The sequence below is a fragment of the Aeromonas sp. LsrichE-8G genome (genome assembly GCF_022869435.1).
GTDB classification, from domain to species: domain Bacteria; phylum Pseudomonadota; class Gammaproteobacteria; order Enterobacterales; family Aeromonadaceae; genus Aeromonas; species Aeromonas caviae.
Window position 1 is genome coordinate 1 of the sequence record NZ_JALIHH010000016.1, and the last position, 26,185, is coordinate 26,185.

The window sequence follows — 26,185 nt, forward strand, 5'->3', positions numbered from 1 at the left end:
GGACTCAAACTTTCCGGGAGGACAGGCGTGAATGAAGTCGAGAGCTTGGTCGATACGCATAAAAAAATCCGAAACCCAACAAGGAGTTTCGGATTCTTACACAGCCTGAGGATCGGTCAATGGATCCTTAACTGATCGGCATTAGGGCCGAGGGCCCCATTTTTGTCTTGCTGCGTGGTCGGGTGTCTCTTCCCTGTCAGAGGAAAGGCGCACTCGCTTTGTCAAAAAGGCCCGTCAGGGCCTTTTTTCATGGTTTGTCACCGGTTCACAGCGGTTTTTGCCACAGGCTGAGCAGCAGATCCTGCTCGAGGGCGTCGGGCCCCTGGTGGGTGAAGGCGTGGCGCTGCTCGCCGCTGGCACGCCAGCCGAGGCGACTGGTCTCCAGAATGTGCTCGCGCAGGCCCTGATCCAGCGCCGTACTGAACTGGGCGCGTTGCTGAGCAACACTGACAAGCCCGGTGAGGGCGGGCCAGCTCAGGGGATGTTCCATGCTCACCGGATTGAGGCTGACGCGCAATTGCCACTGATGGCGAGGGCCTGGCTGCACGTGGAGCAGATAGCCGCCCGACGCCAGCCAGCTGACCAGGAGTTCCGTCTTGACCTTGAGGTCGTTGACCAGCAGCACCTGGGCCGTGCCAGGCAGTAGCGGGGCGCGCGCCGGGTCGGCGATGACGAACTGGCCTTCCGGTTGCGCCTTGTTGGCGGCGAAGATGGCATTCTTGGCCAGATCGAAACCGCCGACCTGCCAGCCGGGCAGCCGCTCAGCCAGGGCGCGGCAGTAGTACCCCTCGCCACAGCCGAGGTGGACAAGCTCGCGCTCGCCAAGAGGAGCGAGCAGGTTCGCCATGGCGTCTACCAGAGGCAGCTGGTGGCCTTGTTCCAGGAAGCGGCGCTTGGCGCGCAGCAGGGCCCGGCTGTCGCTGTCCTTGGGGTTCTTCTTGCCGGGGATGAGGTCCAGATAGCCTTCCGGTACGGGATCGAAGTGGTGCTTGTTGTCGCAATAGACCCCGCGGGAGGCGGCATGAAGGTGCAGGGGGCTGCGGCAAAGGGGGCATTGAAGGTGCATAGGAGTTCTCTTGGCGAAGGCCATGACGGCGGGGCGTTCGGGATTATAGGGGAGAGGATCGGAAAAGGCTGCCATGGGCAGCCTTTTTATCCAACGGCGCTGTGCGGGCGCCGTCGGCGGAACCCGGTCATCGGGTACCAAACACCACTATGGTCTTGCCGTGGGCGGAGATGAGCTCCTGCTCTTCCAGCATCTTGAGGATGCGGCCGACGGTTTCACGGGAGCAGCCGACGATCTGGCCGATCTCCTGGCGGGTGATCTTGATCTGCATGCCATCCGGGTGGGTCATGGCATCCGGCTGTTTGGCCAGGTTGAGCAGGGTCTGGGCAATGCGGCCGGTCACGTCCAGGAAGGCGAGGTTGCCGACCTTCTGGCTGGTGTGCTGCAGGCGCTTGGCCATTTGACCGGATAGACGCATCAGGATGTCCGGGTTGACCTGGATCAGCTGGCGGAACTTCTTGTAGGAGATCTCGGCGACTTCACAGGCGCCTTTGGCACGTACCCAGGCGGAACGCTCCGGATTCTCGTTCTCTTCGAACATCCCCATCTCGCCCAGGAAATCCCCCTGATTCAGGTAGGAGAGGATCATCTCCTTGCCTTCGTCATCCTTGATCAGGACGGCGACGGTGCCCTTGACGATGTAGTAGAGGGTTTCCGCTTTTTCACCGGCGTGGATCAGGGTGCTCTTGGCGGGATACTTATGAATGTGGCAATGCGACAAGAACCACTCAAGGGTGGGATCGCTTTGCGGTTTGCCAATGATCATGAGACTTCCTCTGTAGTGTCATTTTTATGGACTGTGCGTCCAGGCAAGTTGCCAAGCTTGCCATTCCTTACTCTTTGGTCGCAGTAGAATAAGAGCCTTTGCCTGTGCTGACAAGGCTTTGGGGTTTTGCCGTCCACCGGTGAGCCGCCATCTGCTGCGTCGTCCGGGGCATTCTAGGCAAGAAGAGGAGGTCGAATGTTGATTTCGATCTATTTCCCTTTGGGTCGTCGTCCGTTTCGCAGGAGAGGCTGCTGTCGCCACAAACGGGGCTTTATCGTCGGGAACGGGCAAGATCTTGGCGCATGTGCCACTCGACCCCGGCTTGAGGTATGCTATGGGCGTTAGAACCGTCGTCATTGAGAGGAAAGTGAGAGATGAAAGCCAAGGTCAGCTGGGTGGAAGGCATGAAGTTTGTGGGGGAGAGCGAGTCCGGTCATCAGGTGACCCTGGATGGCGCCAACCCGGGTGAAGGTGCCAGCCCGATGGAGATGATCCTGCTGGCTGTCGGCGGTTGCAGCTCCATCGATGTGGTCTCCATCCTGGAGAAGGCCCGTCAATCCGTGACCGCCTGCCATGTCGAACTGGAAGGGACCCGCGCCGATACCGTTCCCCGGGTATTTGAGCAGATCCACCTCAAGTTCGTGGTGACCGGCAAGGGGCTGGCGGAGAAGCAGGTCGCCCGTGCGGTGGATCTGTCCATGGAAAAATATTGTTCAGTTTCCCTGATGTTGGAAAAAGCGGTAGAAATTACCCATAGTTATCAAATTCTTGAGGGTTGACCGCTAAAGTTTGTCCCGTCGATAACGCCATGACATAAGGAAAGTGCGATGAAAAAAATGATGATGTTGCTTCCCCTGTTCGGTCTGGCCGCCTGCAGCATGCCGCAGCCGACCCAGTATCAATACAGCCAGTATCAGTGCGGGGAAGAGTTGCTGGCCATCACCTATGATGCCCAGGCCGACATGGTGCAGTTCCCTTATGCCGGTGTCTATCACAAGCTGGGGCGCATCGAGTCGCCCAAAGAGACTGCCAGCTATTCCGACGGGGTGACTACCTTCTCCCGTCAGGACAAGCAGGCCACCCTGGTCAAGAGCGGTGTGACCCAGCTGACCTGCGAGTTGAAGTGACCCTGATGCCGTCACGGCGTGCATGGAAAACGGCCTGCGTGAAGCAGGCCGTTTTTGTTGAAAGAGACATCAGTCTGACGGTAGCGAGCCCAGCAGCTGGGCGGCCAGTTGCTGGCTAAGCTGGCCACGGGCTTCCTCTGCGACAGGCACGTCGCTGGCGAGCTGGATGGCGCTGCTCCACACCGCTTTCTGGCTATGCCCGTCGAGCAGCACGACGGCCAGGGTCCCCTTGCGGGCATTGGCGGCGGCGTTCAGGCCCGGTGTCATGCCGAGGCGGGAGAAGATCTCGCCATCGCTCATGTCCTGGCTGCCAGCTACCCCGATGGCGACCCAGACGTCGGCCTCATCCAGGGGAACGCTGCGCCAGCCTTTGCCGTCCAGTTGCCGGATGACGGCCTGCTGTACCGGTTCGAGCCAGGGCGCGGCGCTGTTGCCCGCATACTGGAATTGTTCGGCCAGCGCATAGCGTGGTGTCGCCCCGTAGGTCCAATGCTCCGCCGGGCGAACCACCATGGTGCCCGTTTCGACCGTGGGTGCGGCGGGGCCGGAGCTGCAACCGCCCAGCAGGGTTGCCAGCGTGAATGAGAGAAGTGCAGCGCGCATCGTTAAGCTCCTTGGCTCAGGTGATCTTGCCTGTTTCGATCAGTTGCTGGATCAGGGGGCGCAGGATCAGTTCCATTGCGAAGCCCATCTTGCCACCCGGCACGACGATGGTGTTCATCCTGGACATGAAGGCGCCGTCTATCATCGACAGCAGGTAGGGGAAGTCCACCTGCTTGATGCCCCGAAACCTGATCACCAGCATACTCTCGTCCAGGCTGGGTATCACCTTGGCGCTGAAAGGGTTGGAAGTATCGACGGTCGGCACCCGCTGGAAGTTGATGTGGGTGCGGGAGAACTGCGGCGTGATGAAGTTGATGTAGTCGTCCATGGAACGCACGATGGAGTCGGTCACCGCCTCGCGGGAGTGGCCGCGTTCCGAGGTGTCGCGAATGAGCTTCTGGATCCACTCCAGGTTGACGATGGGCACCACGCCGATGAGAAAGTCCACGTGCCGCGCCACGTTGTGCTCCCCCGTGACCACGCCGCCATGCAGTCCTTCGTAGAACAGCAGATCCGTCTCGCCGGGCAGATCCTGCCAGGGGGTGAAGGTGCCAGGCATCTGGTTGAAAGGCACCGCCTCGTCGAAGCTGTGCAGATAGCGCCGATACTGGCCGGTGCCGCTCTGGCCATACTCCTGGAAAAAGGACTCCAGCAGACCGAAGTCGTTGGCCTCCGGGCCGAAGTAGCTGATATGCCGCCCCTGCTCCCGGGCCTTGCGGATCGCCACGTCCATCTCGGGCCTGGTGTAGCGGTGAAAACTGTCCCCCTCGACCACGGCCGCCTTGTATCCAAGCTGGTGGAACATGGAGCGGAAGGCGTTGGTGGAGGTGGAAGTACCGGCACCGGACGAACCGGTGACCGCGATGATGGGATGCTTGGCCGACATAGAATTCTCTCTTCCTTGGGAGTTCCGTTATAAGGGGTGGCCCAAAGTGCGGTCAAGTGCGCCGTCATCCTCCCGCTGCCCCCACGCTTCCCGACAATAGCGGTGAACGAGGGCTGCCCTGTGCGCTGGGGACGCCGGAATAGGCGCTGCTGGGTGGCGAGCTGGCCATGCGGCCTGATGGTGCGAGTTGGATAGGGGGAGGGCGGGGTGAGCCGCCCGATAAGCCGTGACCGCGTTACGCTTGGGGGAAGTCGTCAGTGGGTGACTTGCTTAAATGAGTCTTTGGGACGACATTGACACTTTCGTGCAGCTCGCTATAGACAAGCACGGCGCTACCTTGTAGCAATTGTTGCCTGACTGCTTCGACCTTGTCGGTCAGGCTGACATCCTGTTCACCGTATTCGGTGCCTTCTTGCAGCACAAAGTGTTCGAGCAGGTTGGTGAGGGTGTCCGGCTCCAGTTCTTGCCAGGGGATAATCATGATTTCATCTTCACTCAGTGGGTTGCGGATATTGTCGGTGTCTGGTCGGCAAGCGCAAGGGATTTGTCTCGTTTTGGACGAGGGGTGCCATGCAATCCATTGACGCACGCCGACCCTCCAGTCAATTCGAACAGCACCTGTTCGATGCCCGCCGCCGCGCCCTGAGCGCCGGTTTGCGCTGGTACTGGGTCATCAATCTCATCGCCCTCGTATTTCTGCTGACCCGCTTTTACATCTATCGGGATGCACACCTGGTACTGGTCGACAACCTGCCCTGGTCTTACAAATGGCAGCTGATCACCATGATAGGAGTCGGCCTGTTGCTGCCGTTCGGGTGGGGCTGGCTCTCCCGTCAACCCCATGTCATCTGGCAGGGCTCCCTGTACGTCTGCGTCCTTTCCTGGGGATTGGCCTGGGCCATGGTGGGTTACACCATCTCGATCGTCGACTTGAAGGGGGGCTTCAGCTTCATTTTCAACATGGTCAGCCTGCTGCTGACCGGTCTCGTCGCCGCGTATTGCGATGTGCGGCTGTTTTACGCCCTGGTGTCGGTCCCCCTGCTGTTCTTGCTGATGAGAGCCTCCTGGAGCCCTGATCCTTTTGTTCTGGTCAACACCATTGTGGTCGGGGTCTTGCTGGTGGTGCTGGAGACGGGGCGGCGCATGCTCAACGGCTGGTTCGAGCTTGCGGTGTCAAGGGAGCACGACAACCTGATGCTGGCAAACAAGATGAATGCCATGGCCAACCGGGATCCCCTTACCGGCATTGCCAACCGTCGCCACTTCGATCAGGCGTGCAAGCGTGCCATTGCGCAAGGCACGACCCTGGATGTGCCGCTCACCGTAATCCTGCTCGATGTGGATTTCTTCAAGCGCTACAACGATCGCTATGGTCATCAGGCGGGGGATGAGTGCCTGATCCTGGTGGCCGAGTGCCTGGAGGAGAGTGTGCGGGAACCCGGTGATCTGGTGGCGCGCTACGGGGGAGAGGAGTTCGTGGTGCTGCTGCAGGAGACGACGCTGGCCGGTGGCCAGGAGGTGGCGGAGCGCATTCGCGCTACGCTGGCGGCCAGGGCTCTGCCCCATGAGGATTCCGACGTTTCCCCCCACCTCACCCTGAGCCAGGGGATAGCCCAGTGGCGAACCGGGGAGAGCCTCGTCATGCTGCTCGAGCGGGTCGATGGCGCCCTCTATCAGGCCAAGGAAGAGGGGCGCAACGGTTATCGGCTCGCACCTTGAGTCTGCTCCCGCAACCACTGGCTGATGCGCTCATCCAGCCAGAAGCGGGGGCGCCAGGGAGAGCCGTGCAGGAAGCCCACGTGGCCGCCCTGGCTGCTCAGCTCGTAGCGCACCAGAGGGGAGAGCTGCTCTGCCGCCGGAATGACGGCATCGGTCATGAAGGGATCGTCGGCGGCGTGAATGACGAGGGTCGGGATGGGAATGCGGGCCAGCAGGCTCAGGCCGGAGCAGGTCTGGTAGTAGTGATCGGCGCTCTCGAAACCATGGAGCGGTGCCGTCACCAGCTCGTCGAACTCCCTCAGTGTGGCAATGCGGGTGATCTGGGCCGGCTGCCAGCGCGCCCGTGCCGCGCTCTGGCGCCGGATCTTGCTTTGCAGGTTGGTTCGCATGGTGCGCAGCAGGTAGTTCTGATAGACCCGTGAGAAGCCCTGATTGACCCGATCGGCACAGCTTGCCAGTTGCAGCGGGGCCGACACTACCACCGCCGCTTTCAATTGTGCCGGGCAGGCCCGCGCCAGCAGATTGACCAGCATGTTGCCCCCCAGGGAATAGCCGATGGCGACCAGGGGCCGGCCTGGAAAACGCCGCCCCAGCTCGGCAATCACCGCCTGGGCGTCCTCAATGGCGCCTGAGTGATAGGCCTGCAGCAGCCGGTTAGGCTCGCCACTGCACCCCCGAAAGTGCATCAGCACCGCCTCGTTCCCTTGCCGCTGCAGGTGGGCAAAGAGTCCCTTGGCATAGTGGGAGTGAATGCTCCCCTCCAGTCCGTGGAACACCACCACCAGGGGGTGTTCATCCTGGCCGGGTTCGCCGCTCCAGGCCAGATCGACGAAATCGCCGTCCGGGAGTTCGAAGCGCTCCTGGATGAAGCGGGCAGGCGAGCGGCGCAGCCACTTGGGCAAAATGGTTTGCAGATGGGGGTTGCAGGCCCACCAGGGGGCGTGGAAGTGGCTTTCTGTCAACATGCAGCGACTCGGAAGAGCAAGGAGGAAAAGGGGGCGGCGAGCCCTTGGCTCGCCGCGACATCAGGCCAGCAGACGATCGTGGTGCTCGGCGCCGCGCAGCATGGCCTGGATCAGTTCGTTGGCTTCAAACTTGGTGAGCGCCTCGTGGGCGCCGACCTGATGGGCCCGCTCCACGCTGATCTCGCTGGAGAGGGAGGTGTGCAGGATGATGTAGGCTCCCGCCAGCTTGGCATCGCTCTGTACCTCGAAGGCCAGCTCGTAACCATCCAGCCCCGGCATCTCGATATCGCTCACCAGGATGTCGATCCGCGTGCCCTGGGAGACCCGTGTCTGCATCAGGGTGAGGGCGTCGCGTCCGTTGGTGCAGACCTCGTAGGGGATGTTGATGTAATCGAGCGCCGCCATGAGCTGGCGACGGGCGACGGAGGAGTCGTCCACCAGCAGGATCCGCATCGGCTTGAGCCGCTCGCGTTGCACGTCGGTCAGCACGGGGTAGAGATGGCTGGGATCGTCCGGATAGACCCGCGACAGGATGAGTTCCACATCCAGCAACTGGATCAACTGTTCTCCCACCCGGGTCACGCCGGTGACGAAGACGTTCTGTCCCAAGGAGGGAGGGGGCGGCTCGATGTCACGCCAGTTGCACTCGGTGATCTTGTCGATGCCCCGCACCAGAAAGCCCACCAGGGTGCGGCGGCAATCGGTGATGATGATGAAGCAGTGGGGCATCTCCTCCCGGCTGATGGGGCGATAGCCCACGGCCATTGCCATGTCGATCACCGGGATGGTGGTGCCGCGCATGCTGGCGGCCCCGAGCACGGTGGGATGGGATTGTGGCAGGGCGGTGAGCTGGGTGTAGGGCACGATCTCCTTCACCTTGAGGGTACCGATGGCGAAGGATTGTCTGGCAGAGAGGTGGAACAGCAACATGCCCTGGGATTGGTTGGCCTTGCTCGTCATGGCGGATGTCCTGTTGATCTAGTCGGTGACGGTCAATCGGGTGTTCAGCATAAAGGATGGTGACATGAATGACTCCTTTGTTGTTAGCGGCGGTGAGCCGCAAAACTGGATTTCTTTTGCCATCCTTTTATGCCTCTCTTATCGGGTCGCGGACGGCTGAGGGGAGAGGGGCGCCCCGAGCCATTGCAGATGAGCCTCGGCCAGCGCGCTTTCATCCCGATAACCCAGCCTGCTCACCACCTGTGAGGGTGTGCTGCCGCTTCGCAGCAGGCGAATCCCCTGCAACAGTTGCCACTGATCCTGCAGTGCCTGGGCGTCCGGGCCCTCGAGACCGCGAGTGCCCAGCAGGGTCTGCCAGGCAGCCACGCTATCCGGCTGCGCTCTGGCCAGGGCTTGCCAGGCATCTTGCAGTGCCTGATCCCCCAGTGACGAGATGGTGCAGCCATGCAACTCATCCCCCACCACTTGCAGTCGCTGCCCATAGGGGCCTTGCCAGTCTCGGGGGCGTGACCAGGCCGCCAGGCTGTCCAGCAGTGCGTCCATCAACGGGTTTGCCTGCAACCAGCCAGCCTGGGCGGGCTGGGGCACCCGCACGGAGCAGGCCAGCAGATCATGCTGGCAGCCAGCCAGAGGGGTGAAGGCGGCGAGGGCATCGGCACAGAGCCAGAAGTGGCTGCCAGGTGTCAGCAGCAGTTCATGGGCACCCAATTTCAGCAGCGCCGCCCCCTGGGTGACGCGCAGCAATTGGCCCATGGGGGAGCGCTTGCGGGGGCCGACCTGAAGGGTGGAAGTGGAAAAATGCTGATATTCGATGGCGTGATGCATGTAAAAACCCTGATATGATGCTGCCTGGAGGTAACAAAAATGGAAACCAGACGTAAAAAGCGCTTCATTGCCGGGGCGGTTTGCCCGGCGTGCGGCAAGATGGACACCATGATGCTGTATATGGAGCATGGAGTCGAGAAGGTGACCTGTGTCGAGTGCGGGGATACCCAGGTGCAGACCCAGGAGCAGGTGGACAAGGCGACGCGCGAGGCGGAGCAGGTGATAGGGGTGTTTCGTCCCGAGTGAGTGCCATGCCTCAAGGTGATGGTACGCCGGTCAGGCTGGTCGCTGTTGATGACTTTTTCATCACACTGAAGCCGGGCCAACCATATGCTTGTCTGCCTTTTTGAGGTATTCTGAGCCCGTTTTTTTCTATCCGCAGGATCCCTGACATGAAAGTAGCTCCCCTGAGCGTGGTTACGCTGGAATACACGGTCACCGACGAACACGGTGAAGTCATCGACACCACTGTCGGTAAAGAGCCGCTGGTGTATCTGCACGGTACCCGTTACCTGGTCTCCGGCCTCGAAGCCGAGCTGGAAGGTCGCAGCGTGGGCGAGGCGTTCGACGTCACCCTGACGCCGAACCAGGCCTATGGCGAGTACGACGAGAATCTGGTGCAGGAAGTGCCCGGCGAGCTGTTCGACGGTATGGAAGTGTCTGAAGGGGATACTTTTGTGGCCGAGACCGACGACGGCCACCGCCCGGTGACCGTCATCGAGGTGTCCGAGGAGTTCATCAAGGTGGACGGCAATCATCCCCTGGCTGGCGTGACCCTGGGCTTCAAGGTCGAGATCAAGGACGTACGTGCCGCGACCGCCGAAGAGCTGGCCCATGGTCATGTGCACGGCGCCGGTGGCTGCGGTCACGATCATGGTCATGACCATGATCACGGCCATGATCACGATCATGACCACGGTGGCTGCTGTGGCGGCCATGGTCACAACCATGCACACGATCACGGCGACGATCACGGTCACGGTGGTTGCTGCGGTGGTGGCGGTTGTGGTGGCAAGGGCCATCAGCACTGATCACGGCCTGGCCGATGATAAAAAACCCGCGCATGGCGCGGGTTTTTTATGGCTGGCACTCATCAGTAGTGCGGTGGCGGCGTCTCTTCGGCCATGCTGGCGATCTGGCTCGGCTGTACGCTCTGCAATTTATCCACCAGTAGATGGATCTGGTGTTTGAGCCGGTCCAGCTCGCGACCCTGGGTGGTGACCTCGTCGTTGAGCTGCTCCACCGTGTATTCGGCAAAGGCGAGGCGGCTTTCCAGGGTTTCGAGGCGTTCGTTTAGTTGCTGACTCATGGGCCTTTTGGTCCTTACTTGATAGTCCAGATTTCAGCCAGGCCACTGGAGCTGGCACTGACGAGGTGGTCATTGTCGCGCAAAGCCACGCCATAGACCACAGCGCTAGGCGGTTTCACCTTGGGATGGGGCGAGACGCGCCAGCTCTGCAACGGCTGGCCGTCACTCACCTGCCACAGAGTGAGCTGGCGGGAGGGGGCGCCGGTGATGAGCCAGTTGCCGCCGTTGGCAAAGCGGGCGCTGGTGTAGACCTCGAAGCGGTGATCGTATTGCAACCGGCTGTGCTCCTTGCCGGTTTTGAGATCCCAGATGCTGGCCTGGCGACTGTCTGCGGTGAAGGCGAAGCGTCCGGACGGATCCAGTCTCGCCATCACGACTCGCCCGGCGTGGTTGAAGCGCCACACCACCTGGCCCGTGCGGGTATCCCACAGATAGGCGCTGTAATCGTTGCCGCCGGTGAGGGCATAGCGACCATTGGGGGAGAGATCCACCGTGTTGACCTGTTCGGTGTGGCCGAGGAATTGCAGCCGGCGTCCGGTCTGGGTGTCGACCACTTCCGCCTTGCCGTCTTCACGGCCGATGAGCACCTGGCGGCCATCCGCCGAGATCGCCGCATCGCGCAGGCGGGATTCTGGCAGGGAGTAGTAGCCCTGGGAGCGGCCATCCTGCAAGCGCCAGATGGCGAAGGTGTGCTGGGTGGCGGTGATGGCATGGCTGTCATCGGGGGAGAAGCGGGTCAGGGTGACGAACTCCTCCTGGTCATCGCTCTGGCGCCAGCGCCAGCGCTCCTTGCCCTGTTCCAGATCCCACACCACAGTGCCCTGACCCAGGCTGGAGACGAGCGCGAGCTTGCCGGAACTGGCGAGATCCGCACTCAGCAGACCCTGGTTGGCGAGGCGGATCTGCTGGCTGGGAAGTGAGCGTTGTTCGCACCCTGTCAGCATCAGGCAAATACCGATGAGATAAATGGCACTTTTGATCATTTTTCCTGTCTCATGCTTTCGTTACCTGCGATCACGGCGTTAGTATAAGGCGCTTATCACGATAAACCTCTCATTTCACGAAGGAACCGAGAGCGGTATTTAGAGTTTTGGAGAAACTGATGAACAATTTTCTGAAGGTGTCCCTGTTGGCTGCGGCGGTTGCCGTCGGTCTGACTGCTTGCCAAAAAGATGAGAAACCTGCTGCGACCAACACCGCAGAGGTCAAGGCAGAAGCCAGCAAGCCGGCAGAGGCCCCCAAGGCTGAGGCCAAGAGCTTTGAAGAGCAATCCGGCTATGCGATCGGCCTCTCCATGGGTCGTTATATCGCCAATACCCTGGAGCGCCAGCAGGAGCTCGGTATCAAGCTGGACAACACCGTGATCCTGAAGGGTGTCACCGACGGTCTGGGCAAAGAAGCCAAGATGACCGACGAGGAGATCCAGAAGGTTCTGCAGGAATACGACGCCAAGATCAACGAGCTGACCAAGGCGAAGGCCGACAAGGATGCCGTGGAAAACCTGAAGAAGGGTGAAGAGTTCCTGGCTGCCAACGCCAAGAAAGAGGGCGTGAAGAGCACCGAGTCCGGCCTGCAATATCAGGTCGAGAAGATGGGTGACGGCGCCAAGCCGAAGGCCACCGACATCGTCAAGGTGCACTACACCGGTACCCTGACCGATGGCACCAAGTTTGACAGCTCCGTCGATCGCGGCGAGCCGGCTACCTTCCCGCTCAACCAGGTGATCCCGGGCTGGACCGAAGGGGTGCAATTGATGCCGGTCGGCTCCAAGTTCAAGTTCTTCCTGCCGTCCAAGCTGGCCTATGGCGAGCACGGCGCAGGTTCCATCCCGGCCAACGCCGTGCTGGTATTTGACGTAGAGCTGCTGGCCATCGAAAAACCGGCTGCCGATGGCGACAACGCCAAGAAATAAGCTCAAAGCACCATAAAAACGGCTCCCCAGGGAGCCGTTTTTGCTTGTGTATTGTCGCAATCCCCCGGATAAAGCGATGAGGCCGTCTTGAGTGTGTGGCGGCTAGCCCCCAGAATAGACAACAAAATCAAGCGCAAGGATGGATCTCGTGGCTGAAAGCAAACCCCGTGTCCTGTTGGTGGAAGATACCCGCAGTCTGGCGGTCGTCTATGAGCAGTATCTGGCCCAGGATGGCTACGAGGTGCAGCTGGCAGATTGTGGCCAGCAGGCTTTGGCACAATTGCTGGCAAGCCCGCCCCCCGTGGTGCTGCTCGACCTGGAGTTGCCCGACATGTCCGGCATGGACATCTTGCAGCAGATCACGGAGCGGCAACTGCCCTGCTCCGTGGTGGTGATCACCGCTCACGGCTCGGTGGATGTGGCGGTGGAGGCGATGCGGTTCGGGGCCTTCGATTTTCTCACCAAGCCGTTCGATGGCAAGCGCCTGTGCGCCACGGCGCGCAATGCCCTGAAGCACCAGCAGCTCAGCTCGCTGGTGGCCCAGTATCGGGAAAACTTCGAGCGCAGCTCCTTTGCCGGTTTCATCGGTGCCTCCATGGCGATGCAGGCGGTCTATCGCATCATCGAGAGCGCGGCGCCGAGCAAGGCCACCGTCTTCATCACTGGCGAGAGCGGCACCGGCAAGGAGGTGTGCGCCGAGGCCATCCACCAGTGCAGCCCGCGTCGGGATCAGCCCTTCATCGCCCTCAACTGCGCCGCCATTCCCCATGACCTGATGGAGAGCGAGATCTTCGGCCACGTGAAGGGGTCGTTTACCGGTGCCCAGGGGGATCGCAAGGGGGCGGCCAGTCTGGCGGACGGCGGCACCCTCTTCCTCGACGAGATCTGCGAGATGGATCTCGACCTGCAGAGCAAGCTGCTGCGTTTCATCCAGACCGGCACCCTGCAGCGGGTCGGCAGCGGCAAGCTGGAGACGGTGGATGTGCGCTTTGTCTGCGCCACCAACCGGGATCCCCTGGTGGAGGTCAAGGCCGGACGGTTTCGTGAAGACCTTTACTACCGCCTGCACGTGATCCCGCTGGCGCTGCCCCCCCTGAGGGAGCGGGGAGAGGACATCCTGCTGCTGGCCCGGGAGTTGCTGCTGCGTTATGCCGGTGAGGAGAACAAGCGGTTCAGGGACTTTGATGCGGACGCAGTGCAGGTGCTGCTCGACTACCCCTGGCCCGGCAACGTGCGCGAGCTGCAAAACGTGGTGCGCAACATAGTGGTGCTCAACGATGGCGAGCTGGTGAGCCCGGATATCCTGCCACCTCCCCTCAACGGGGGGCGTACCCTGGCCCCGGAGCCTGCGGTCGGGATCGCGGATCCCCAGTCAGAATCCGTCGTCGTTCGCAGGCAGGTCCGTCCGCTCTGGCAGGTGGAGAAGGAGGCCATCGAGCAGGCCATCGCCAGTTGTGACGGCAACATCCCCAAGGCGGCGGCCCTGCTGGAAATAAGCCCTTCCACGATTTATCGCAAGAAGCAGAGCTGGGAAGAGGCGAGTCCGGCCTGAGCCGTCACCTCTGCTCTCGGGCAGACATGCTGATGTGCGGGGCGGCCAATTGGCCGCCCCGCACGCCTATCAGAGTTTGGCGAGCTGCTTGAGCCTGGCCAGCCGTTCTGCCTCGTTGGCGGTGAACCAGCCATCCTGTGACAGCAGAAACCAGGCGCGGGCAAAGAACTCGGGTGCCGCGGGATCATTGAGCACGAGCGCATTCTCCCCCAGCTCCTCGAACACATAGCCATCCTCGGGGGTGCCTGCGGCGGCCATGTCGTCGCGCAACTGCGCCAGTTCGGCCATGGCCTGTTCATGGCGATCCTGGGCCCGGCTCAGGCGCGCCAGACTCCAGCGGGCGATAAAGGCTTTGCCCTGGTTGTTGTGCTGCTCGTGCCAGGCCAGGCACTTTTGCTGACAGGCGATGGCCTCGTCGAGGCGACCCAGCTCGAACAGGGTCCAGCCCTGATTGTTATAGAGGGTGGCGAGCCAGCCTCGCGCCCGCTTGTCGTGACTGCGCTCGGCCAGGGTCATCGCCAGCTGGTGCCAGTGGCTCTGCTCCTCCAGGGGGGCGGCGATGGCCACCATGTGGGCCGCATCGATGGCCAGATAGTGCTCTTCGTGCTGTTCTCCCAGTTGCCAGGCCTGTTCAAACAGGGCTCTGGCGCTGGCCTTGTCACCGGCGGAGTTGAAGGTGCGGCCACGCTCCAGCAAGGCGCGCAGGCGGGCCCGTGGAGTCGCCTCGGTGAGGCGGGGTTCTATCTCGTCGAGCAGCTGGTGCGCCTGTGCAAACTGGCGTTGCAGCGAATGGGTACGGGCTATCTGGGTGAGGAGCTCCAGCTCCCATTGCAGGTTGGTGGCACGCGCCTCGGGCAGCAGTGCTTGAAAACGCTGGGCGCTGGCAACGGGATCCTGATAATCCCACAGCGCCATGAAATCGGGCGGATTGTTCATCTGGCCTCCATGCCGGTTATCCGCCCACCAAGATGCCTGAAGGCCATTCTTTGTACAAGAAGGGGGGCTGGCGCCATCGTGACGCCAGCGCTTGCCGATCAGTAGACCATGGCAAGGCTCATCAGCATCAGACCCAGGGCGGCAAAGGCTCCCTCCTTGATAGCCAGGCGCGGTACCAGTGCCTTGGGCAGGGCAGGGAACAGGCTCAGGGCAAAGCCGAACCCCGGCATCAGCCAGTGGAAAGCAGGGCTTCGCAGGGCGGGATCCGCAGCGCCATTGATGACGATGAGCAGGATAAAGAGAGTGAAGGCGGGCAGGATAAACCAGCGGGCATGGCCGGCGGCAACCGCCCGCAGTGGCGAGATGCGATAGAGCACCAGGGTCACGAGGAAGAGGGCGAGGGGAGCCAGCAGATAGAGCGGGGCCGGATTCATGATGAGTGTCTCCTGACAAGGGGGGCAGAGTGTAGGCAGTCCGGGTGGGGAATGACCAGTCCCCCGCGCCCGGGCTGTGAAGCGGATCGCAGGGCAAAGGTTTGCCTGGGCAGGATCAGCGGAACCAGAACCAGAGCACGGCAAATACCAGCCAGCTCAGCACCAGCAGGATCCAGGGCAGCGGGTGCTGGCGGGTGAGCTCGATGACCTCGGCTTCGCTCTCCTCTTCCCGTGTCTCTTGGGAAGAGTGCCTGGCTTTGGCTTGCAGTTTCTTCTGGCGGCTGGCTTCGCGGGCCTTCGCCTTCATCTGTTTCTTGTATTCGTCTATGCCCTTCTGGATCCCCTGGGCGATGAGCTGGGTTTGCTCCTTGGTCTGCCCCGGCTTCTGGTTGGCACGGGCGATCTTCATCGCCTCCTGCTGGGTTTCGGGGGAAATTTTGTCGTACTTGGCCATTCCAGGCACTCCTTGGCATTGATTGGCGGGCAGTATGCCATAACCGTTACCGGCGGGCTGCCATCATGGGGGAAATTGCTCTGTGAGTGGGGGGCCTCTGTTCCAAATAGGGGAAACAGGTTGCGTGGATGATCACATTTGGCGGAATTTGTGAGTCGCCGATGAAAAACCGTCACATGTTGTTTGTTATATTACCGCCCGATCCTGGATAGGGTCGTCCAATAACAAAATAACAAGGTGATATGGAAATGAATTATAAATTTGTCAAAGGAAGTATCGCACTGGCAGTGCTTGCCGCATTGAGCGGCTGCAATACCTCAAGCAACGACAGCGTCGCCCCCTGCACCGAAAATGTCTGCAAGCTGACCATTTTGCATACCAATGATACCCACGGTCGTTTCTGGCACAACGACAAGGGCGAATATGGCATGGCGGCCCAGAAGACCCTGGTCGAGCGGCTGCGTGCCGAGGCGAAAGCGGCGGGCAGCGAAGTGCTGGTGCTCTCCGGCGGTGACGTCAATACCGGGGTGCCAGAGTCGGATCTGCAGGATGCAGAGCCGGACTTCATGGCCATGAACAGCATCCGTTACGATGCCATGGCGGTGGGCAACCACGAGTTCGACAACCCCCTGACCATCCTCGAGAAACAGCGCCAGTGGGCCCAGTTCCCGATGATCTCCGCCAACATCTATGACAAGACGAGCGGCAAGCGCTACTTCGATCCCTACAAGGTGTTCAAGCTGGAGAGCGGCCTCAAGGTCGCCGTTCTGGGTCTGACCACAGAGGACACCGCCCAGCTGGTGGATCCCAACAACGTCCAGACCCTCGAGTTCCGCGATCCGACCACGGAAGCCGCCAATCTCGGCAAGCAGATCCGCGACAACAAAGAGGCGAACCTGGTTCTTGCCATCACCCACATGGGCCATTACGAGAATGGTCAGCACGGCAGCAACGCACCGGGTGACGTGGAGATGGCCCGTGCACTGCCGGCAGGCACCCTGGACGCCATCATCGGTGGTCACTCCCAGAACCCGGTCTGCATGGAGCCGGGCACCCCGGACAAGTACGCCGACTTCAAGCCGGGCGACGACTGCCAGCCGGATCAGCAGAACGGCACCTGGATCATGCAGGCTCACGAGTGGGGCAAGTATGTAGGTCGTGCCCAGTTTGACTATCAGAATGGCAAGCTGACCCTGACCCAGTACGATCTGATCCCGGTCAACCTGAAGAACGCGGACGGTGATTTCATCCAAGAAGAGATCGTCAAGGATCCCGAGCTCTACAACACCCTGCTCACCTATCAGGAGAAGGGACAGCAGGAGCTGGGTGTGGTCATCGGTGCCACCGATGGCGTACTGGACGGTGAGCGCGCCAACGTGCGCAACAAGCAGACCAACCTGGGTCGTCTCATCACCACCGCGACTGCCGAGAAGCTGAGCACCGACTTTGGCATCGTCAACTCCGGCGGGGTGCGTGCCTCCATCGCGGCAGGGGACATCAGCTACCGTGACGTGCTGACCGTGCATCCGTTCGGCAACACCGTCAACAAGGCGACCATGAGCGGCAACGAGCTGCTGACCTACCTGGGTCAGGTCGCGACCAAGACCGCCAATACCGGTGGCTATGCCCAGTTCGGCGGCATCAAGATGACGGTGGATTGCCAGGCCAAGAGTGTGGACATCGCCACCATCGGCGGCAAGGCCTTCGATCCGGCAGCAACCTACAGCTTCTCCATCCCGAGCTTCAGCGCGGCCGGTGGTGACGGTTATCCGAAGATCGACACCATCAATGCCGGTCTGGTGGATGCCGGTGTGCTGAAGGATTATATCGCGGCGAAGAAGACCATTCAGGTCGCCGATTATCAGCCGGCCGGCGAGGTCAGCTATATCAACTCCACCTCGGTAGAGGGTTGCAAATAATCCCTGCACCCCGAGCCAATAAAAAAGAGAGGCAGTCATGGCTGCCTCTCTTTTTATTTTCAATGTCATCAGCAGTGTCTCTCGGGAAATATATCCGGCCACGGGAAGCTGCCCCGAAATAGGGCATGACACGATCTGATGGCAATAAAAAGGCGACCCTGAGGTCGCCTTGATGAAATGGGTCGGTTGAGCCTTAGAGCTGCTCGATGCCGACGATATGCCAGGGGGCATTGTCCTTGGCGAGATCACGCTCGAGGTGCCACACCTCCTTGATGTCCTCCTCGACCTGCTCCTGACGGTCCATGTAGCGGCCGCTGAAGCGCACGCTCACCTGGGCCCAGTCGCTGCCGTAGTCGGCACGGACCAGCTGGGTGTCCACGTACATCACCTCGGTGTGCTGCTCACCGGAGAGCTCGGCGCGTTCAGCCTTGAGGTGCTCGAACAGCTCGGGGCTCACGTACTCGCGGATCTTCTCCAGGTCGTTCTTGTTCCAGGCCTCTTGCAGGGTGCGGTAGTGATCGCGGGCGCCGGCCAGGAAGCCGTTCATGTCAAAGCCCGGGGGCAGACGGAAGGGCACGTCGCTGTCGGCAAAACCGGTGGCCTGCGGGGCGCTGTGGCTCTGCTCGAACTGCTGGGGGGCCGCGCTCTGGGGCGGTTGATAGCCCGCATAGGCCGTCTGTGGCTGGGCCGCTGCCGCCTTGTTCCTGCGCAGGGCTCGGAACAGGAAGACACCGCCCAGTGCCAGCAGGGCGATCAGCAGGAAGTCCATCCCTTGCAGACCTTCGAAGGCACCGCTGCCCAGCAGGTAGGCAAACAGACCGCCGGCCAGCAGACCACCCAGCAGGCCGCCCATCATGCCGCCTTTCTTGGGTGCCTGGGCGCCCACGGTCGGGTTCTTGGTGTCGACCGGCTTGGCCGCAGGTTGGGCCGGGGCCGTCTTGTAGCTCTTGCCAAAGGATTTGCCGCCACCAAGTTTCTTGGCCTCGGCGATGGGTGCCCCAAGGCCAATGGCCAGGATCAGGGCAAACAGGGTCAGCATCTTTTTCATTTTGACTCTTTCACTCTCATGTAGGTGGGGGCATGCTCTGCTTGTGCAAGCTCAGCGAGGCGCATGGCAGGCTGCCAGTCCCTTTTTGTGTTGCAGCTTGCGGGTATGATTATCACGGATGGCATGAATTATTCATGAACAGATTGAGTCGTCCGACAGGGGAGGCGCCCATGAGACACAGACGGCCGAGTCGCTCGGTGCGCAGGTTGCGCAACAAGCAAAGAGCAAGAACGAAAGATCAGACCCTGGTCTGGCCCTTTCTCGTACTGTGAGGCAGGTCTGCGGCGCAGAAGTGGATGACGCTGACGAGGCCAGGGTCCCGTCTTGTCGCCGGATGCGATGACGGGACGTATTAGCGCTCGCGATGGCGGGGTTTCTTTTGTAAAATTCCCGTCCCCTTCCCGCTGCGGTTTTTATGTGTATGGCAGAGCAAGTGACGGCGAAAAAAGACGCCAAGACACAACAGCTGAAAGTACCTCCCCACTCTTTTGAGGCCGAACAGTCCGTACTGGGCGGTCTGATGCTGGACAACGAGGCCTGGGATCGGGTCGCCGAACGGGTGATCGACAAGGATTTCTACAGCCGCCCGCACCGCCTGATCTTCCAGGCCATGACCCGCCTCTCCAACGCGGGCAACCCCATCGACCTCATCACTCTGCAGGAGGAGCTCGAGCGCTCCGAGCAACTGGAAGAGGCCGGTGGCTTCGCCTATCTGGTGGAGATCGCCAAGAACACCCCGAGTGCCGCCAACATCAGTGCCTACGCCGAGATCGTGCGTGAGCGGGCGGTGGTGCGGGAGATGATCTCGGTCGCCAACGAGATAGTCGAAGCGGGCTACGAGCCCCAGGGCCGTACCTCCAACGATCTGCTGGATCTTGCCGAGAGCAAGGTGTTCCAGATCGCCGAGCAGCGCACCAGCGCCAACGAGGGCCCCCAGCCCCTGAAGCTCATCCTCGAGCAGACCGTCGACAAGATTGAAGAGCTGTTCAAGACCCCCCACAACGGGGTGACCGGCGTGTCGTCCGGCTACAACGATCTGGACAAGATGACCGCCGGCCTGCAGCGTTCGGATCTGGTCATCGTCGCCGCCCGTCCCTCCATGGGCAAGACCACCTTTGCCATGAACCTGTGCGAGCACGCGGCCCTCACCGCCGACAAGCCGGTGCTGATCTTCTCCCTCGAGATGCCCTCCGAGCAGATCATCATGCGTATGCTCGCCTCGGTGGGGCGCATCGACCAGACCAAGGTGCGGACCGGCCAGCTCGACGACGAGGATTGGGCGCGGCTCTCCTCCACCATGGGGCTGCTGCTGGAGAAGGGGAAGATGTACATCGACGACTCCTCCGGCCTGACCCCGACCGAAGTGCGCTCCCGTGCCCGTCGGGTGGCGCGGGACAACGGCGGCATCAGCATGATCATGGTGGACTACCTGCAACTGATGCGGGTGCCGGCGCTGTCTGACAACCGTACTCTGGAAATCGGTGAAATCTCCCGCTCCCTCAAGGCGCTGGCGAAAGAGTTGCAGTGCCCCGTGGTGGCGCTCTCCCAGCTGAACCGAAGCCTGGAACAGCGGGCTGACAAGCGCCCGGTCAACTCGGATCTGCGGGAATCCGGCTCCATCGAGCAGGATGCGGACTTGATCATGTTCATCTACCGCGACGAGGTCTATCACGACGACAGTCCCGACAAGGGGATCGCCGAGATCATCATCGGCAAGCAGCGTAACGGCCCCATAGGACGAGTGCGGCTCACCTTCCAGGGGCAGTTCTCGCGCTTTGACAACTACGCGGGCCCGGCGTTTGATGATGACTACTAAGTAAGCTGGGAGCCTGCTCCCGGCATCCATAAACAGTTTTCCCGGTTCGACAATTCTGCCGGTCCGGCCTTAGACGATGAGATTTGAGGGCTGACACCACCCGGTGCCTGATTATCATGCCCTCGTAAGGGAAAACAGATGAAAGCGGCTATCGCCCAGATCAATACAGCGGCCCTGCGCCACAACCTCGCCGTGGTGAAACGCCACGCCCCCCAATGCAAGATCATTGCCGTGGTCAAGGCCAACGCCTACGGTCACGGTCTGCTGCCGGTCGCCCGCACCCTGGTGGATGCGGACGCCTACGCGGTGGCCCGCATCGAAGAGGCGCTGATGCTGCGCTCCTGCGCCGTGGTCAAGCCCATCGTGCTGCTGGAGGGCTTCTTCAGCGCCGCCGACCTGCCGGTGCTGGCGGCCAACAACCTGCAGACCGCGGTGCACACCTGGGAGCAGCTCGAGGCGCTGGAGCAGGCGGAGCTGCCTGCCCCCGTGGTGGCCTGGCTCAAGCTCGATACCGGCATGCACCGCCTCGGGGTACGGGCCGAGGAGATGCCCACCTTTATCGAGCGCCTCGCCAAGTGCAAGAACGTGGTGCAGCCGTTCAACGTCATGACCCACTTCAGCCGCTCCGATGAGCTGGAACAGCCCACCACCCGCGAACAGATCGACCTGTTCAGCCAGCTGACTGCGCCGCTCAAGGGCGAGCGCGCCATGGCCAACTCGGCGGGCATCCTGGCCTGGCCGGATTCCCACTGCGACTGGGTGCGCCCCGGCGTCATCCTCTACGGCGTCTCGCCGTTCCCCAATACGGTGGCGGCCGATTACGACCTGCAGCCGGTGATGACCCTCAAGACCCAGCTCATCGCGGTGCGCGATCACAAGGCGGGCGAGCCGGTAGGCTATGGCGCCAACTGGGTGTCGGATCGCGATACCCGGCTCGGGGTGATTGCCATCGGCTATGGCGACGGTTATCCGCGCATGGCCCCCAACGGCACGCCAGTGCTGGTCAATGGCCGCATCGTGCCCCTGGTGGGCCGCGTCTCCATGGACATGACGACGGTGGATCTCGGTCCCGGCGCCACCGACAAGGCGGGCGACGAGGCTGTGCTCTGGGGGGAAGGGCTGCCGGTAGAGCGGGTGGCCGACCAGATCGGCACCATTCCCTATGAGCTCATCACCAAGCTCACCTCCCGCGTCTTTATGGAGTACGTGTAGGCGAGCCGCCCCTCATCCCCCACCCTTCTCCCGCGAGGGGAGAAGGGAGAACAAAAAGGCCGCCCCGACAGGGGCGGCCTTTTTCATGGGCGTGTCCCATAGACGAAAGAACAAGCCCCGCATCGGCGGGGCTTGAGTCTCCGTCACTATGTGGCGCTTAGCCTATGGTCATCAGGCTGGCGTTGCCACCGGCGGCGGCGGTGTTGACCGAGAGGGCGTGCTCGATGAGCAGGCGTTCCAGCGGGATGTCGGTCTCGCCGCGATGCAGGCCGTGCACACCGATGATGGCGCCGTTACGGGCTGCCTGGCGTGCGGCGGCGAGCTTGCTCACCTCCCGCAACTGATCCGAGTCGCCGTGGTGCAGCAGGGCATCGAAGTCTGTCTCCCCCGTGGCCCAGTCCGCCACCAGCGCGATGGGATCCCGCACCTCGGTCGGCAGGGAAGAGAGCAGGGAGCGTGTCTGGGCATCGTCCGGCAGCAGCACCTGGCTGCCGACCGCCAGACAGGCGGCCAGCTGGGCCAGCAGGTCGGCCTTCTCCTGGGCAAGACAGAGCACCCGTTCCCGGGGAAGCAGGCTGTAGCTGTTGCGCTCGCCGGTGGGGCCGGTCAGCAGCTGGGTACGGCCGCTCTGGGAGAGCGCGGCGTAGTGATCGCACAGGGCGGCGAGGGCCGGATCCTGCTTGCTCGCCCAGCCGCGCAGGGCCACGAGGGGGGCTTTCGCCTCGGCATGCAGGGCACCGGACTCCTGGTGCAGCTGGTTGGCCACCGCCTCCTGGGGACGGGCGCCGAGCAGGCGATACATGTAGAGCGGGCCGCCGGCCTTGGGACCAGTGCCGGAAAGCCCTTCCCCACCGAAGGGTTGCACCCCGACCACGGCGCCCACGATGTTGCGGTTGACGTAGAGGTTGCCCACCTTGGCCACGTTCACCACCTGGGCGATGGTCTCGTCGATGCGGGTATGAACACCCAGGGTCAGGCCGTAACCGCTGCCGTTGATCTGCTCGAGCAACTCCCCGAGCCGGGTGCGCGGGTAGCGGACCAGGTGCAGCACGGGGCCGAACACTTCGCGTCCCAGTTCGTCCAGGCTGTCGAGCTCGATCAGGGTCGGCAGCACGAAGGTGCCGCGGCTGCAGGCATCCCCCTGGGTGCGGGCGATCTGGTGCACCTTGCGCCCCTTGTCGCCCATGGCCTTGATGTGGCGCTCGATGTTGGTCTTGGCCTCGGCGTCGATGACGGGGCCGATGTCGGTGGAGAGGTGCTCGGGGCTGCCGACCTTGTACTCTGCCATGGCGCCCTTGAGCATCCGGATCACCCGATCCGCCACGTCATCCTGCACGCACAGCACTCGCAGGGCGGAGCAGCGCTGACCGGCGCTGTCGAACGCCGAGGAGATGACATCCATCACCACCTGTTCGGTCAAGGCGGAGGAGTCGACGATCATGGCGTTCTGGCCGCCGGTCTCGGCGATGAGGGGAATGGTGCGACCCTGGGCGTCGAGGCGACCGGCCAGGTTGCAGGAGATGATGCCCGCCACCTCGGTGGAGCCGGTGAACATGACGCCGCGCACCCGTTCGTCCGCGATGAGCGCCGCACCCACGGTCTCACCACGGCCCGGCAGCAGTTGCACCGCACCGGCGGGAACCCCCGCTTCCAGCAGGATGCGCACCGCTTGTGCCGCGATGAGGGGGGTCTGCTCGGCAGGCTTGGCCAGCACCGTATTGCCGGCGGCCAGGGCCGCGCACACCTGGCCGCTGAAGATGGCCAGGGGGAAGTTCCAGGGGCTGATGCAGACCACGGGGCCGAGCGGCCTGTGGGTGTCGTTGGCGAAGTGGTTGCGCGCCTGGGCGGCGTAGTAGCGCAAAAAGTCCACCGCCTCGCGCACCTCGGCGATGGCGTTGGCGAAGGTCTTGCCGGATTCGCGAACCAGCAGGCCCATCAGGGGTTGCAGTTCGGATTCCATCAGATCGGCTGCCCTGTCCAGCACGGCGGCCCGCTCGGCTGGCGGGGTGGACTGCCAGATCTGGCCGCTCGTGAGGGAGCAGGCGAGCGCCTTGTCCACCAGCGCTACCGTGGCTTCGCTCACCTGACCGACGACATCGCGGTGATCCGCCGGGTTGAGCACGGGCTGGAACTGGGTCGGCGCCTCGGTGTCGCAACCCAGCATGGGCACGGCCTGATAGGCGGTGTTGGTGCTGGCGAGCAGGGCGGCGGAGAGTGACCCCAGGCGGTGCTCGTTCGCGAGATCCAGACCTGCGGAGTTCGGGCGCGCCTCGCCGTAGAGATCCCGGGGCAGGGGGATGCGCGGATGGGGCAGACCCAGGGTCCCTTCACGGGCGGCCATCTGCTCGATCTGCTGCACCGGATCCTGCACCAGGTCCGAGAGGGAGATGTTGTTGTCCGCGATGCGGTTGACGAAGGAGGTGTTGGCCCCGTTCTCCAGCAGGCGGCGCACCAGGTAGGCGAGCAGGGTCTCGTGGCTGCCTACCGGTGCATAGATGCGGCAGGGGCGACCCAGCTTGCCGTCGGCCACCTTGCCGACCACCTGTTCGTAGAGCGGTTCACCCATGCCGTGCAGGCACTGGAACTCGTACTGACCCGGGTAGTAGTTCTGACCCGCCAGCTGATAGATGGCAGACAGGGAGTGGGCGTTGTGGGTGGCGAACTGGGGATAGATGGCCTCGGGCACCGCCAGCAGCTTGCGGGCGCAGGCGAGGTAGGAGACGTCCGTGTAGGGCTTGCGAGTATAGACCGGGTAGCCTTCCAGCCCTTCCTGCTGGGCGCGCTTGATCTCGCTGTCCCAGTAGGCGCCCTTCACCAGACGGATCATCAGGCGGTGACGGCTGCGCTTGGCGAGATCGATAACGTAGTCGATCACATAGGGGCAGCGCTTCTGGTAGGCCTGGATGACGAAGCCGATGCCGTTCCAGTCGGCGAGGGACGGATCGAAGCAGAGCTTCTCCAGCAGATCGAGGGAGATCTCCAGGCGATCGGCCTCCTCGGCGTCGATGTTGATACCGATGTCATACTGCCTGGCGAGCTGGGTGAGGCCCAGCAAGGTGGGGTAGAGCTCCTCCATGACGCGATCGTACTGGGCGCGGCTGTAGCGCGGATGCAGGGCGGAGAGCTTGATGGAGATGCCCGGCCCCTCGTAGATGCCGCGACCATGGGAGGCCTTGCCGATGGCGTGGATGGCCTGCTCGTAGGAGGCCAGATAGCGTTTGGCGTCCTCCTCGGTCAGGGCCGCTTCCCCCAGCATGTCGTAGGAGTAGCGGAACCCTTTGCTCTCCATGCCGCCTGCGTTCGCCAGCGCTTCGGCGATGGTCTCGCCGGTGACGAACTGCTCACCCATCAGGCGCATCGCCATGTCGACGCCCTTGCGGATGAGCGGCTCACCCCCCTTGCCGATGAGTCCCTTGAGGGAGCTGTTCATGCCCGCCTCGTTGTGGGTGGCCACCAGCTTGCCGGTGATGAGCAGACCCCAGGAGGCTGCGTTGACGAACAATGAGGTGCTCTGGCCCAGGTGCTGGCTCCAGTTGCCGCCGCTTATCTTGTCGCGGATGAGGGCATCCCGGGTCGCCTTGTCGGGGATGCGCAGCAGCGCCTCCGCTAGGCACATCAGGGCCACCCCTTCCTGGGAGGAGAGGGAGAACTCCTGAAGCAGCCCCTGGACCAGGCCCTGACGGCCGCTGGCGCTCTTCTGGTTGCGCAGCTTCTCGGCGATGCCCATGGCCAGCTTCTGGGTCGCGTCAGCCTTCTCCTTGGGCAGACGGGCCTGCTCCAGCAGCATGGGGACGGCTTCGGTCTCGGGGCGGCGATAAGCCCCCGTGATGGCGGCCCGCAGCACGGACTGGGGCAGAATGCTCTCGGCAAACTCGAGGAAGACCTGGATGCCCTGCTCGGTCAGGGTCTCGACGGCCTCTTCCCCGGCGGCGGCAGCCAGCCCGGAGTGCTCGGGCGGGGTCAGACCGCGATCCAGTTGCTCCAGATAGGTGAAGATGGCTTGCTTGATCAGCCAGTGGGGAGTGCGATCCAGGGTCTGCGCAGCCTGTTTGAGGCGGTCGCGGGTCGCTTCATCGAGTTTGACGCCGAGGGTGGTAGTGGCCATGGGACTTCCTGTATCTAGAAGGTAACAATATTACCGGACGGTTAAATTTCGCCGATGATGGTGCAACCAGGCGCAACCTTCAAGCAAGAAATTTTAATGTATTGGTTACATTGTTGAATTCTTCCATGAATCCGGTCTCCATCAGGCTCCTTTCAAGCCCGCCGCTTGTCCGCTTTTCACAGCATTATTAATGGGTTGGCAATGCATCTTATGAATGCCTACATGAGGTGCAACCCACTGCGAATCGGGTTGCACTTTTGCGTGTTCGACCGAACCTGGGCTGTGAGCGCGGCTCCCCCAGGCGGGGAGGGGGACCGGATCGCCACCTGACGGTGCCCCGTGCTCTTCTATGCTGTTAGCTGGCCACAGGGGCCAGCTATCGGTGACAAGGAGAAACCCATGGCGCGTGTCAGCACCTATCTCAATTTTGGTTCTTCGCGGGATCTTGGGGAAGTGGAAGTTGACAGACAGGGTGCTGGTAAACTGGCTGTCTCCAAACACACCACCACCATCACCCTGCTGTCGCCGTGCATCATATTGATATTGCCTCCTTCTGGCCAGGTTATACCGT

25 protein-coding genes are annotated in these 26,185 nt (G+C 62.2%); 10 read left to right on the plus strand and 15 right to left on the minus strand.

All coding sequences use genetic code 11. The features are described from left to right. Positions 1-265 precede the first annotated feature (265 nt). Positions 266-1,066 carry a putative RNA methyltransferase gene (locus MUW49_RS04390; RefSeq protein ID WP_043152618.1) on the minus strand — a complete coding sequence of 267 codons (801 nt, stop codon included), beginning with the start codon at positions 1,064-1,066 and terminating at the stop codon, positions 266-268. A 127-nt stretch (positions 1,067-1,193) separates the two neighbouring features. Next, the gene (gene crp, locus MUW49_RS04395) at positions 1,194-1,832 is read right to left on the minus strand and encodes a cAMP-activated global transcriptional regulator CRP (protein ID WP_010673237.1); all 639 of its coding nucleotides are present in this window, start codon (positions 1,830-1,832) and stop codon (positions 1,194-1,196) included. 374 nt (positions 1,833-2,206) lie between these two features. On the opposite strand from crp, the gene MUW49_RS04400 reads away from it, so the two are divergent. Both MUW49_RS04400 and MUW49_RS04405 read left to right on the plus strand, forming a co-directional pair. Then, complete coding sequence (locus tag MUW49_RS04400; protein ID WP_010673238.1) at positions 2,207-2,611, plus strand: OsmC family protein; 405 nt, start codon at positions 2,207-2,209, stop codon at positions 2,609-2,611. Positions 2,612-2,659: 48 nt separating this feature from the next. After that, positions 2,660-2,959: a hypothetical protein gene (locus MUW49_RS04405; protein WP_010673239.1), complete on the plus strand. Its 300-nt coding sequence runs from the start codon at positions 2,660-2,662 to the stop codon at positions 2,957-2,959. 69 nt (positions 2,960-3,028) lie between these two features. On the opposite strand, the gene MUW49_RS04410 is transcribed toward MUW49_RS04405, so the two are convergent. From MUW49_RS04410 to MUW49_RS04420, 3 genes are all read right to left on the minus strand, one after another. After that, entirely contained in the window at positions 3,029-3,562 is a 534-nt protein-coding gene (locus MUW49_RS04410; RefSeq protein WP_043152620.1) for a lipoprotein, read from the minus strand. A gap of 16 nt (positions 3,563-3,578) precedes the next feature. Then, positions 3,579-4,448 carry a phosphoribulokinase gene (locus MUW49_RS04415; protein WP_010673241.1) on the minus strand — a complete coding sequence of 290 codons (870 nt, stop codon included), beginning with the start codon at positions 4,446-4,448 and terminating at the stop codon, positions 3,579-3,581. A gap of 235 nt (positions 4,449-4,683) precedes the next feature. After that, positions 4,684-4,929 carry a YheU family protein gene (locus MUW49_RS04420; RefSeq protein WP_010673242.1) on the minus strand — a complete coding sequence of 82 codons (246 nt, stop codon included), beginning with the start codon at positions 4,927-4,929 and terminating at the stop codon, positions 4,684-4,686. 89 nt (positions 4,930-5,018) lie between these two features. On the opposite strand from MUW49_RS04420, the gene MUW49_RS04425 reads away from it, so the two are divergent. Next, complete coding sequence (locus tag MUW49_RS04425; protein ID WP_244812429.1) at positions 5,019-6,167, plus strand: GGDEF domain-containing protein; 1,149 nt, start codon at positions 5,019-5,021, stop codon at positions 6,165-6,167. Here the strand turns inward: MUW49_RS04425 and MUW49_RS04430 are convergent. The 3 genes from MUW49_RS04430 to MUW49_RS04440 all read right to left on the minus strand — a co-directional run bounded on the left by MUW49_RS04430 (position 6,149) and on the right by MUW49_RS04440 (position 8,917). Next, a complete protein-coding gene (locus tag MUW49_RS04430; protein ID WP_043152625.1) occupies positions 6,149-7,132 on the minus strand; it encodes a hydrolase in 984 nt (327 codons plus the stop codon). The two genes, MUW49_RS04425 and MUW49_RS04430, sit on opposite strands and share 19 nt — an antisense overlap. 60 nt (positions 7,133-7,192) lie before the next feature. Beyond that, positions 7,193-8,092, minus strand: coding sequence for a chemotaxis protein (locus tag MUW49_RS04435; protein WP_043152627.1), 900 nt, complete (start codon positions 8,090-8,092; stop codon positions 7,193-7,195). A 138-nt stretch (positions 8,093-8,230) separates the two neighbouring features. Beyond that, complete coding sequence (locus tag MUW49_RS04440; RefSeq protein WP_043152629.1) at positions 8,231-8,917, minus strand: hypothetical protein; 687 nt, start codon at positions 8,915-8,917, stop codon at positions 8,231-8,233. Positions 8,918-8,956: 39 nt separating this feature from the next. Between MUW49_RS04440 and MUW49_RS04445 the strand changes: the two genes are divergently transcribed. Together MUW49_RS04445 and MUW49_RS04450 are read left to right on the plus strand one after the other, a co-directional pair. Then, complete coding sequence (locus tag MUW49_RS04445) at positions 8,957-9,163, plus strand: YheV family putative zinc ribbon protein (RefSeq protein ID WP_010673247.1); 207 nt, start codon at positions 8,957-8,959, stop codon at positions 9,161-9,163. Between the two features lie 146 nt (positions 9,164-9,309). After that, the gene (locus MUW49_RS04450; RefSeq protein ID WP_010673248.1) at positions 9,310-9,948 is read left to right on the plus strand and encodes a peptidylprolyl isomerase; all 639 of its coding nucleotides are present in this window, start codon (positions 9,310-9,312) and stop codon (positions 9,946-9,948) included. Positions 9,949-10,010: 62 nt separating this feature from the next. Here the strand turns inward: MUW49_RS04450 and MUW49_RS04455 are convergent, their stop codons facing one another. Both MUW49_RS04455 and MUW49_RS04460 read right to left on the minus strand, forming a co-directional pair. Further along, positions 10,011-10,226: a SlyX family protein gene (locus tag MUW49_RS04455; protein WP_010673249.1), complete on the minus strand. Its 216-nt coding sequence runs from the start codon at positions 10,224-10,226 to the stop codon at positions 10,011-10,013. 14 nt (positions 10,227-10,240) lie between these two features. Continuing rightward, entirely contained in the window at positions 10,241-11,209 is a 969-nt protein-coding gene (locus MUW49_RS04460) for a PQQ-binding-like beta-propeller repeat protein (RefSeq protein WP_041211198.1), read from the minus strand. A 119-nt stretch (positions 11,210-11,328) separates the two neighbouring features. On the opposite strand from MUW49_RS04460, the gene fkpA reads away from it, so the two are divergent. Next, positions 11,329-12,138 (plus strand): FKBP-type peptidyl-prolyl cis-trans isomerase, encoded by an 810-nt coding sequence (fkpA, locus tag MUW49_RS04465; protein ID WP_029313875.1) that lies wholly within the window; start codon positions 11,329-11,331, stop codon positions 12,136-12,138. Between the two features lie 148 nt (positions 12,139-12,286). Continuing rightward, positions 12,287-13,690 (plus strand): sigma-54 dependent transcriptional regulator, encoded by a 1,404-nt coding sequence (locus MUW49_RS04470; RefSeq protein WP_042881314.1) that lies wholly within the window; start codon positions 12,287-12,289, stop codon positions 13,688-13,690. 69 nt (positions 13,691-13,759) lie between these two features. Here MUW49_RS04470 and MUW49_RS04475 read toward each other — a convergent pair whose 3' ends face one another. The 3 genes from MUW49_RS04475 to MUW49_RS04485 all read right to left on the minus strand — a co-directional run bounded on the left by MUW49_RS04475 (position 13,760) and on the right by MUW49_RS04485 (position 15,514). Then, positions 13,760-14,626, minus strand: coding sequence for a tetratricopeptide repeat protein (locus MUW49_RS04475; protein ID WP_103858425.1), 867 nt, complete (start codon positions 14,624-14,626; stop codon positions 13,760-13,762). A gap of 98 nt (positions 14,627-14,724) precedes the next feature. Then, entirely contained in the window at positions 14,725-15,060 is a 336-nt protein-coding gene (locus MUW49_RS04480) for a hypothetical protein (RefSeq protein WP_010673254.1), read from the minus strand. A gap of 115 nt (positions 15,061-15,175) precedes the next feature. Beyond that, a complete protein-coding gene (locus tag MUW49_RS04485) occupies positions 15,176-15,514 on the minus strand; it encodes a DUF2956 domain-containing protein (protein WP_041211201.1) in 339 nt (112 codons plus the stop codon). Between the two features lie 248 nt (positions 15,515-15,762). Here MUW49_RS04485 and ushA point away from each other — a divergent pair, with 248 nt between their 5' ends. Then, positions 15,763-17,433: a bifunctional UDP-sugar hydrolase/5'-nucleotidase UshA gene (gene ushA / locus MUW49_RS04490; protein ID WP_041211202.1), complete on the plus strand. Its 1,671-nt coding sequence runs from the start codon at positions 15,763-15,765 to the stop codon at positions 17,431-17,433. Positions 17,434-17,626: 193 nt separating this feature from the next. Here ushA and MUW49_RS04495 read toward each other — a convergent pair whose 3' ends face one another. Further along, on the minus strand, positions 17,627-18,481 hold the full coding sequence (locus MUW49_RS04495) for a Tim44-like domain-containing protein (RefSeq protein ID WP_010673257.1): 855 nt from the start codon (positions 18,479-18,481) through the stop codon (positions 17,627-17,629). 421 nt (positions 18,482-18,902) lie between these two features. Between MUW49_RS04495 and dnaB the strand changes: the two genes are divergently transcribed. Beyond that, the gene (gene dnaB / locus MUW49_RS04500; RefSeq protein ID WP_039040054.1) at positions 18,903-20,297 is read left to right on the plus strand and encodes a replicative DNA helicase; all 1,395 of its coding nucleotides are present in this window, start codon (positions 18,903-18,905) and stop codon (positions 20,295-20,297) included. A gap of 138 nt (positions 20,298-20,435) precedes the next feature. Beyond that, positions 20,436-21,509 (plus strand): alanine racemase, encoded by a 1,074-nt coding sequence (alr, locus tag MUW49_RS04505; RefSeq protein ID WP_201871804.1) that lies wholly within the window; start codon positions 20,436-20,438, stop codon positions 21,507-21,509. A gap of 157 nt (positions 21,510-21,666) precedes the next feature. Here alr and putA read toward each other — a convergent pair whose 3' ends face one another. Continuing rightward, positions 21,667-25,614, minus strand: coding sequence for a trifunctional transcriptional regulator/proline dehydrogenase/L-glutamate gamma-semialdehyde dehydrogenase (gene putA, locus MUW49_RS04510; RefSeq protein WP_161470759.1), 3,948 nt, complete (start codon positions 25,612-25,614; stop codon positions 21,667-21,669). Positions 25,615-26,185: the final 571 nt, after the last annotated feature.

What these genes read in the sequence shown, in the direction of transcription:
- MUW49_RS04390 (WP_043152618.1), bottom strand. Translation starts at nt 1,066, where the DNA reads ATGCACCTTCAATGCCCCCTTTGCCGCAGCCCCCTGCACCTTCATGCC.
- crp (WP_010673237.1), bottom strand. Translation starts at nt 1,832, where the DNA reads ATGATCATTGGCAAACCGCAAAGCGATCCCACCCTTGAGTGGTTCTTG.
- MUW49_RS04400 (WP_010673238.1), top strand. Translation starts at nt 2,207, where the DNA reads ATGAAAGCCAAGGTCAGCTGGGTGGAAGGCATGAAGTTTGTGGGGGAG.
- MUW49_RS04405 (WP_010673239.1), top strand. Translation starts at nt 2,660, where the DNA reads ATGAAAAAAATGATGATGTTGCTTCCCCTGTTCGGTCTGGCCGCCTGC.
- MUW49_RS04410 (WP_043152620.1), bottom strand. Translation starts at nt 3,562, where the DNA reads ATGCGCGCTGCACTTCTCTCATTCACGCTGGCAACCCTGCTGGGCGGT.
- MUW49_RS04415 (WP_010673241.1), bottom strand. Translation starts at nt 4,448, where the DNA reads ATGTCGGCCAAGCATCCCATCATCGCGGTCACCGGTTCGTCCGGTGCC.
- MUW49_RS04420 (WP_010673242.1), bottom strand. Translation starts at nt 4,929, where the DNA reads ATGATTATCCCCTGGCAAGAACTGGAGCCGGACACCCTCACCAACCTG.
- MUW49_RS04425 (WP_244812429.1), top strand. Translation starts at nt 5,019, where the DNA reads ATGCAATCCATTGACGCACGCCGACCCTCCAGTCAATTCGAACAGCAC.
- MUW49_RS04430 (WP_043152625.1), bottom strand. Translation starts at nt 7,132, where the DNA reads ATGTTGACAGAAAGCCACTTCCACGCCCCCTGGTGGGCCTGCAACCCC.
- MUW49_RS04435 (WP_043152627.1), bottom strand. Translation starts at nt 8,092, where the DNA reads ATGACGAGCAAGGCCAACCAATCCCAGGGCATGTTGCTGTTCCACCTC.
- MUW49_RS04440 (WP_043152629.1), bottom strand. Translation starts at nt 8,917, where the DNA reads ATGCATCACGCCATCGAATATCAGCATTTTTCCACTTCCACCCTTCAG.
- MUW49_RS04445 (WP_010673247.1), top strand. Translation starts at nt 8,957, where the DNA reads ATGGAAACCAGACGTAAAAAGCGCTTCATTGCCGGGGCGGTTTGCCCG.
- MUW49_RS04450 (WP_010673248.1), top strand. Translation starts at nt 9,310, where the DNA reads ATGAAAGTAGCTCCCCTGAGCGTGGTTACGCTGGAATACACGGTCACC.
- MUW49_RS04455 (WP_010673249.1), bottom strand. Translation starts at nt 10,226, where the DNA reads ATGAGTCAGCAACTAAACGAACGCCTCGAAACCCTGGAAAGCCGCCTC.
- MUW49_RS04460 (WP_041211198.1), bottom strand. Translation starts at nt 11,209, where the DNA reads ATGATCAAAAGTGCCATTTATCTCATCGGTATTTGCCTGATGCTGACA.
- fkpA (WP_029313875.1), top strand. Translation starts at nt 11,329, where the DNA reads ATGAACAATTTTCTGAAGGTGTCCCTGTTGGCTGCGGCGGTTGCCGTC.
- MUW49_RS04475 (WP_103858425.1), bottom strand. Translation starts at nt 14,626, where the DNA reads ATGAACAATCCGCCCGATTTCATGGCGCTGTGGGATTATCAGGATCCC.
- MUW49_RS04480 (WP_010673254.1), bottom strand. Translation starts at nt 15,060, where the DNA reads ATGAATCCGGCCCCGCTCTATCTGCTGGCTCCCCTCGCCCTCTTCCTC.
- MUW49_RS04485 (WP_041211201.1), bottom strand. Translation starts at nt 15,514, where the DNA reads ATGGCCAAGTACGACAAAATTTCCCCCGAAACCCAGCAGGAGGCGATG.
- ushA (WP_041211202.1), top strand. Translation starts at nt 15,763, where the DNA reads ATGAATTATAAATTTGTCAAAGGAAGTATCGCACTGGCAGTGCTTGCC.
- MUW49_RS04495 (WP_010673257.1), bottom strand. Translation starts at nt 18,481, where the DNA reads ATGAAAAAGATGCTGACCCTGTTTGCCCTGATCCTGGCCATTGGCCTT.
- dnaB (WP_039040054.1), top strand. Translation starts at nt 18,903, where the DNA reads ATGGCAGAGCAAGTGACGGCGAAAAAAGACGCCAAGACACAACAGCTG.
- alr (WP_201871804.1), top strand. Translation starts at nt 20,436, where the DNA reads ATGAAAGCGGCTATCGCCCAGATCAATACAGCGGCCCTGCGCCACAAC.
- putA (WP_161470759.1), bottom strand. Translation starts at nt 25,614, where the DNA reads ATGGCCACTACCACCCTCGGCGTCAAACTCGATGAAGCGACCCGCGAC.